This is a genomic window from Streptomyces sp. NPDC000880 (genome assembly GCF_053599675.1).
The window spans coordinates 1-6,064 of the sequence record NZ_JBSFMS010000209.1 but is presented as its reverse complement, the minus strand read 5'-3'; the positions used below and the strand labels follow the sequence as shown (position 1 = coordinate 6,064).

7 protein-coding genes are annotated in these 6,064 nt (G+C 68.8%); 3 read left to right on the top strand and 4 right to left on the bottom strand.

The window, feature by feature from the left end; genetic code table 11:
- Positions 1-215: GntR family transcriptional regulator (locus tag ACWDO5_RS34950; protein ID WP_450534564.1), on the bottom strand; the 215-nt coding region annotated here is incomplete at its 3' end.
- A 65-nt stretch (positions 216-280) separates the two neighbouring features.
- On the opposite strand from ACWDO5_RS34950, the gene ACWDO5_RS34945 reads away from it, so the two are divergent.
- Entirely contained in the window at positions 281-505 is a 225-nt protein-coding gene (locus tag ACWDO5_RS34945) for a hypothetical protein (protein ID WP_450534563.1), read from the top strand.
- 201 nt (positions 506-706) lie between these two features.
- On the opposite strand, the gene hemQ is transcribed toward ACWDO5_RS34945, so the two are convergent.
- The 3 genes from hemQ to ACWDO5_RS34930 form a co-directional block, all read right to left on the bottom strand.
- Positions 707-1,441, bottom strand: coding sequence for a hydrogen peroxide-dependent heme synthase (hemQ, locus tag ACWDO5_RS34940; protein ID WP_450534562.1), 735 nt, complete (start codon positions 1,439-1,441; stop codon positions 707-709).
- A gap of 105 nt (positions 1,442-1,546) precedes the next feature.
- Positions 1,547-3,226 (bottom strand): nitrite/sulfite reductase, encoded by a 1,680-nt coding sequence (locus ACWDO5_RS34935; protein WP_450534561.1) that lies wholly within the window; start codon positions 3,224-3,226, stop codon positions 1,547-1,549.
- Positions 3,227-3,567: 341 nt separating this feature from the next.
- A complete protein-coding gene (locus ACWDO5_RS34930; protein ID WP_450534560.1) occupies positions 3,568-4,401 on the bottom strand; it encodes a sulfurtransferase in 834 nt (277 codons plus the stop codon).
- 518 nt (positions 4,402-4,919) lie between these two features.
- Here ACWDO5_RS34930 and ACWDO5_RS34925 point away from each other — a divergent pair.
- Together ACWDO5_RS34925 and ACWDO5_RS34920 are read left to right on the top strand one after the other, a co-directional pair.
- Positions 4,920-5,327 carry a globin gene (locus ACWDO5_RS34925; RefSeq protein WP_450534559.1) on the top strand — a complete coding sequence of 136 codons (408 nt, stop codon included), beginning with the start codon at positions 4,920-4,922 and terminating at the stop codon, positions 5,325-5,327.
- Between the two features lie 207 nt (positions 5,328-5,534).
- The coding region (locus tag ACWDO5_RS34920) for an XRE family transcriptional regulator (protein WP_450534558.1) at positions 5,535-6,064 on the top strand (530 nt) is incomplete at its 3' end.

Sequence of the window (6,064 nt, the reverse complement as noted above, 5' to 3'; positions counted from 1 at the left end):
GACGACACCGGCACGACCAGCGCCCCGCGCTGCGGGTAGAGCCGCAGCAGCCCCTCCACCTCCAGGCGCAGGAAGGCTTCCCGCACCGGGGTGCGGGACATCTGCAGCTCCTTGGAGACGTCGCCCTCGCTGATCAGGTCGCCGCCCTCATACCCGCCGTGCAGTACCCGGTTCTTGACCCAGTCGTACGCCTTGTCCTTAGCTGCCTGTTTCACATCCCCGGTCACCCGGATCCTCCACCTGAAGAGATTCGACTGCCTACACCGCCACCCAGGCCGCCGTGGCCGGGATCCGCGCCCGCATCCTCGGCATCCGTGTCCACCCCGCCGCCGCCCTCGCCGTCTCGGGGATCACCCACTACATCGCGGACCGCCGCGTGCCGGGCGGAGTCCTGGAGACGATCGCCGAGAAGACCAGCAAGAGCTCGCTCTACAAGCTCCACGACGTCGCCGGAGTCTTCGCCGCCGGGCGACGTGGCGGCCACAGTTGGCACGCACTTCCTTGAGGCGGTTCCCGCGCAGGCTCACCGGACGTTGGTCGGCGCGGGATGCCGGGTGAGTGGGGCGCTCATGTCTCGGGTGCGGGGCGCGCGGCGGGTTCTGCACGGGCGGATTGGCTGCCTACACGTGGCCTGTGCTGCTTTGCGCGTTCTGGCTGTGTCGGAAGAGTTCGATCTCTGGGTAGGTGTGTCCTCCGGGCCGTCGGCTCAGGCCAGGCCGGCGACGAGTTCCGCGACCGGCTTGCGGCGGCCGGTGTAGAACGGGACCTCCTCGCGGACGTGCAGCCGCGCTTCGGAGCCGCGCAGGTGGCGCATGAGGTCGACGATGCGGTGCAGGTCGTCGGCCTCGAACGCCAGTAGCCATTCGTAGTCGCCCAGCCCGAAGGAGGGGACGGTGTTGGCGCGGACGTCCGGGAAGCCTCGGGCCATTTGACCGTGCTCGGCCAGCATCCCGCGGCGCTTCTCGTCCGGCAGCAGGTACCAGTCGTACGACCGCACGAAGGGGTACACGCACACGTAGTCGCGGGCGACCTCGGTGAGGAAGGCCGGGATGTGGGACTGGTTGAACTCGGCCGGCCGGTGCAGCGCCATGTTCGACCACACCGGCTCCAGCGCGCGCCCCAGCTTGGTGCGGCGAAAGAGGTTGTGCGCTTCCTGCAGCGCGTCCGAACTCTCCGCGTGCCACCAGATCATGACGTCGGCGTCGGCCCGCAGCCCCGACAGGTCGTACGAGCCGCGCACCGTGACGTCCTTCGCGGCGAGCTGCTCGAACAGCGCCACCACCTCGTCGGCGTACCCGGAGCGGGACTCGGCCAGCACGTCGCGCAGCCGGAACACCGACCACAGCGTGTAGCGAATGACTCTGTTGAGGTCCTTGGCCTTCCTTTTCGCCGGTGCAAGGCCGGGCGCGGCCGGCGTCGTGGGTCCGATGGTATTCGGCATGGGAGTCCTTGACGGTTAGGGATGGTTGTGGCGTGCCAGGTGTCCGGTGCGCTGCAACCGGTGTCGTCCTGCGGTGTCTCTCAGGCACGGCGCCTGGGGGCGCGCCTACCGCAGGTCGTCCTCTTCCGCGCGGGCAACCCACTGGGAGAAGATCTCTCCGTCCCTGCGTGAGCTCTCGAATCGCCGTACAACGCGTTCGATGTAGTCGGCCACGTCGGCTGAGCGGACCTTGTTTCCGCGGACTTTGCGGCCGAACCTGGTGTCGAACCCGAGGGCTCCACCGAGGTGTACCTGGAAGCCCTCCTCATGGCCGCCGTCGGGGGTCGAGAAAGTCATGCCCTTCAGGCCGATGTCGGCAACTTGGATCCGCGCACACGAGTTCGGGCAGCCGTTGAGATGGATACTGATCGGCGACTCGAGAGTGTCCTGGACGTCGGCGAGCCGTTCCTCCAGCTCGTCGATGAGCCGGGCGGCGCGGCTCTTCGTCTCGACGATCCCGTACTTGCAGAACTCGTCACCGGTGCATGCCATAGTGGCGCGCCGCCATGGCGTCGGGCGGGCGGGCAGCCCAATCGCGTCGAGTTCGGCGATGAGCTCCTCGACCCGGTCGTCGGGGACGTCGAGCACGACGAGTTTCTGCATGGGGGTGATGCGGACCCGCCGCGAACCCGCCCGTTCGGCCGCCGCGGCGGCCGCGACCAGCAGGGTACCGCCCACCCGGCCGGCAACCGGGGAGAGACCGACGGCGTTGAGCCCGTTCTTCTGCCGCTGCACCCCGACGTGATCGCGCGGGCGCTGCAGCTGCGGCGGGGGCGGCCCATCGATCAGCCTGCGGTGCAGGTAGTTCTCCTCAAGGACCGCCCGGAACTTCTCCGCCCCCCAGTCGGCCACCAGGAACTTCAGTCGTGCCTTGGCGCGCAGCCGGCGGTAGCCGTGGTCACGGAATAGGGCGACGACCGCTTCCCACACCTCGCCGACCTCGGCAAGCGGCACCCACGCGCCGAGCCGTTGGGCGATCTTGGGATTGGTCGACAGCCCGCCGCCGACCCACACGTCGAGGCCCGGCCCGTGCTCTGGGTGGTGCACTCCGACGAACGCGATGTCGTTGATCTCGTGGGCCACGTCCTGCAACCCGGAGAGGGCGGTCTTGAACTTGCGGGGCAGGTTGGAGTAGTCGGGGTTGTTGAGCAGCCGCCCGGTGATGTCGGCGATGCCAGGGGTGATGTCGAGGACCTCGTCCTCGGCGATCCCGGCCAGCGGCGAGCCGAGTACCACCCGCGGGGTGTCACCCGCGGACTCGACGGTCGTCAGGCCCACCGACTCGATCCGCTGCCAAATCTGTGGGACGTCCTCGATGTACACCCAGTGCAGCTGGACATTCTGCCGGTCGGTGAGGTCGGCGGTGTCGCGGGCGAACTCACGCGAGACTTCGCCCAGGACGCGTAGTTGTTCGGTGGTGAGCGCGCCGCCGTCGATGCGTACCCGCATCATGAAGCAGTCGTCCTCGAGGTCCTCGGGAGCGAGGGATCCGATCGTGTTTCCAGGGATCCCCGGCTTGCGCTGGGTGTACATCCCCCACCAGCGGAAGCGGCTGCGCCGGTCGGTGAGGTCCACGCCGGCGATCCCGGTCCGGCTGTAGACTTCCTCGATCCGGCGCCGGACGTTCAGCCCGTCGTCCTCCTGCTTGATGCGCTCGTTGTCGTTGAGCGGTTGGCGGTCACCGGCCGCCCACTGGCCCTCCGAGCGGACGTTCCGCTGACCCGGGCCGCCGGCACTCTCCGTCACAGGTTCTCCCCAAGTTAGGCACCGCTGGACGCGGGCAGTAAGCGGTTCGGATTGGCTGTCCCGCAATCTCTACCGACGACGTGCACATTTCCGGGCACGGAGGTGTCATCCGGGCGCGGCTGACCAGAAGCACCGCCGCTGTTTATGGTTCGGCCTGACGGTACGGGCTTCTTGTTGTCCTACGCGGCCGATGACTGTTTCGCTGATTGTCGGACTTGGGTCGGGAACCCCCGGGCGCCTCTACGCGGCCCCCTTCGCTGCTGGGCACCTGCGGAGAAGGGGGCCGCCAGGGCGGGGGGGTGTGTTCCAGACCCTCGGTACCGCGGGTACGGCAAGCGCAGTCAGGCGGCGTTGGGCAGGGTGATCGGTACGCCGACCAGTGAGCCGTACTCAGCCCAGGATCCGTCGTAGTTCTTCACGCTGCCGCGGCCGAGGAGCTCGTGCAGGACGAACCAGGTGTGCGCGCTGCGTTCGCCGATGCGGCAGTACACGATGGTCTCCCGTTCGGTGTCCACCTCCCTGTAGAGGGCGGCCAGTTCCTCGTCGGACTTGAAGGTCCCGTCGTCGTTGGCGGCCTTGGACCAGGGGACGTTGACCGCGGTGGGGACGTGGCCGCGTTGCATGGCCGCTTCCTGCAGCATGTGCGCTGGGGCGAGCAGAGCTCCGGAGAACTCTTCGGGGGAGCGCACGTCGACCAGATTGCGGCTGCCGATTGAGGCCAGGACCTCATCACGCAGGGCGCGGAGGGAAGTGTCGGGCTCGGAGGCAACGTACCGGGTCGAAGGCCGGGTCACCGTCTCGGTGACCAGCTCGAGGCCGTCCAGTTCCCACTTCTTGCGGCCGCCGTCGAGCAGCCGCACGTCCCAGTGCCCGTAGAGCTTGAAGTACCAGTAGGCGAACGCGGCGAACCAGTTGTTGTTGCCCCCATAGAGTACGACCGTGTCGTCGTTTGAGATGCCCTTCTTGGAGAGCAGCGCCTCGAAGCCGGCCTGGTCGACGAAGTCGCGGCGAACGGGGTCTTGCAGCTCACCGCGCCAGTCGATGCGCACCGCGCCGGTGATGTGGTTCCTTTCGTAGACCGTGGTGTCCTCGTCGACCTCGACCAGGACGACCCTGGGATCCTCCAGGTGTGCCTGGACCCAGTCTGCGTCGACGAGCACGCGCTTACGGCTCATGATGAGTATCCCTCCGAAGGCCCGCTCCAGTGCGCGGGCCGGTTGAGTCAGCAGTGGCAGTGGCATCGAGGGCTATAGATCTTGTGGTGCGGATCCACCGCTGCCGCGGGTCGGTCATGTCGGGGCGCTGCGTGATGGCAGCTCAGCGGTCGAACCCTGGGTCAGGGCTGATGCCTCGATTCAAGCCAGCGCTTTCCCTTCAGGCAACTTTTTTGCCTGAAGGGCAAGAAGGCACGGTTGGTGGCCTGTCCGTACGGACGTTTGGCCGCAGTGAACCTGCTCCCGGGATTGACCGGGCGAAGACGTCGGACTGCCAGGGCTGTGTCATCGCGTGACGGCACGGCCGCGCCGGCACACGCCCGCCTGCATCGCGCGGCGGGAGCCGCCCTCGGGTGCCGGAACCGCCCACGTAACAGGTGGCAGTGCCGTCAAGCAGTGCCTGTAATCGCGACCGAGCGTGCGGGCCGATACGGCGCCCTCCTCGGGGAGCCGTCGCGGCTTCCTGCAAGCATGGCCGCATGACGGACATCCGACAGGACACCCCCGGCGCAGAGACGCTCTTCGACGCGGTGGGGGGCGAGCCGACCTTCCGCCGCCTCGTGCACCGCTTCTACCAGGGCGTGGCGGCTGACCCGCTGCTGCGCCCCATGTACCCGGAGGAGGACCTCGGCCCGGCCGAGGAGCGCTTTGCCCTCTTCCTGATGCAGTACTGGGGCGGCCCCCGCACGTACAGCGAGCGCCGCGGGCACCCCCGGCTGCAGATGCGGCACGCGCCTTTCCGGGTCGACCGCGCCGCGCACGACGCCTGGCTGCACCACATGCGCGCGGCCGTCGACGACCTTCGGCTGCCCCCGGACCTGGAGCGCCGGCTGTGGGACTACGTCACGCGCGCCGCCGCCTCCATGATCAACAGCCCGGACGCGTGACCCGTCTGAGCCGCAGTGGCGCCGCTGGACCAAGCCCCTGACGTGAGAGCCCTCCCGCTCCGGACTCAGGAACGAGGGATCGCCACCCGCACCGAGGCCCGGATCCGGTTCGCGACCTGGATCACCGACTGCAGTCGCCAACTGATGATCCTTTGCCTCTGGGGCAAGAGATTTGCCTCAGAGGAAAAAACCTGGCGCAATGGAGACATGCTGACCTCCCCTGGGGGGCACCACCCGGACCCCCGATCTCCTGCCGCCGCAGGGGCGGCCGACGCGCTGCCCGATGTCGCACCGCGGCTGCGCGATCTGCGCCGCCGCCGCGGCCTCACCCTGGAAGCCGCCGCCCAGCGGGCGGGGCTCTCGCCCGCCCATCTCTCCCGGCTGGAGACGGGCCACCGCCAGCCGTCGCTGCCGATGCTGCTGGCACTTGCCCGCATCTACGGTACGACGGTCGCCGAGCTCCTCGGCGAGTCGGCGCCGGAACGCCGGCCCATCATCCGCGCCGGTCACCGGGAGCCTCCGGCGGCCGACGGCTGGACGTACCACCGGGCAGGCGGACCCGGCCGGGCGATGCAGGCCCTGCGGCTGGTGGTTCCCTACGGTAGCCAGGGCGGTCTGGTACGGGTGCATCCCGGCGAGGAGTGGCTGTACGTCCTCGAGGGGCAGCTACGGCTGGGCCTGGGGGACGCGGTGCACGAGCTGAGCCCCGGGGACAGTGCGCACTTCGACTCAACTAC

Excerpts from the sequence above, each read along its gene's own strand:
- hemQ (WP_450534562.1), bottom strand. The coding sequence starts at position 1,441 with ATGCCGAATACCATCGGACCCACGACGCCGGCCGCGCCCGGCCTTGCA.
- ACWDO5_RS34930 (WP_450534560.1), bottom strand. The coding sequence starts at position 4,401 with ATGAGCCGTAAGCGCGTGCTCGTCGACGCAGACTGGGTCCAGGCACAC.
- ACWDO5_RS34925 (WP_450534559.1), top strand. The coding sequence starts at position 4,920 with ATGACGGACATCCGACAGGACACCCCCGGCGCAGAGACGCTCTTCGAC.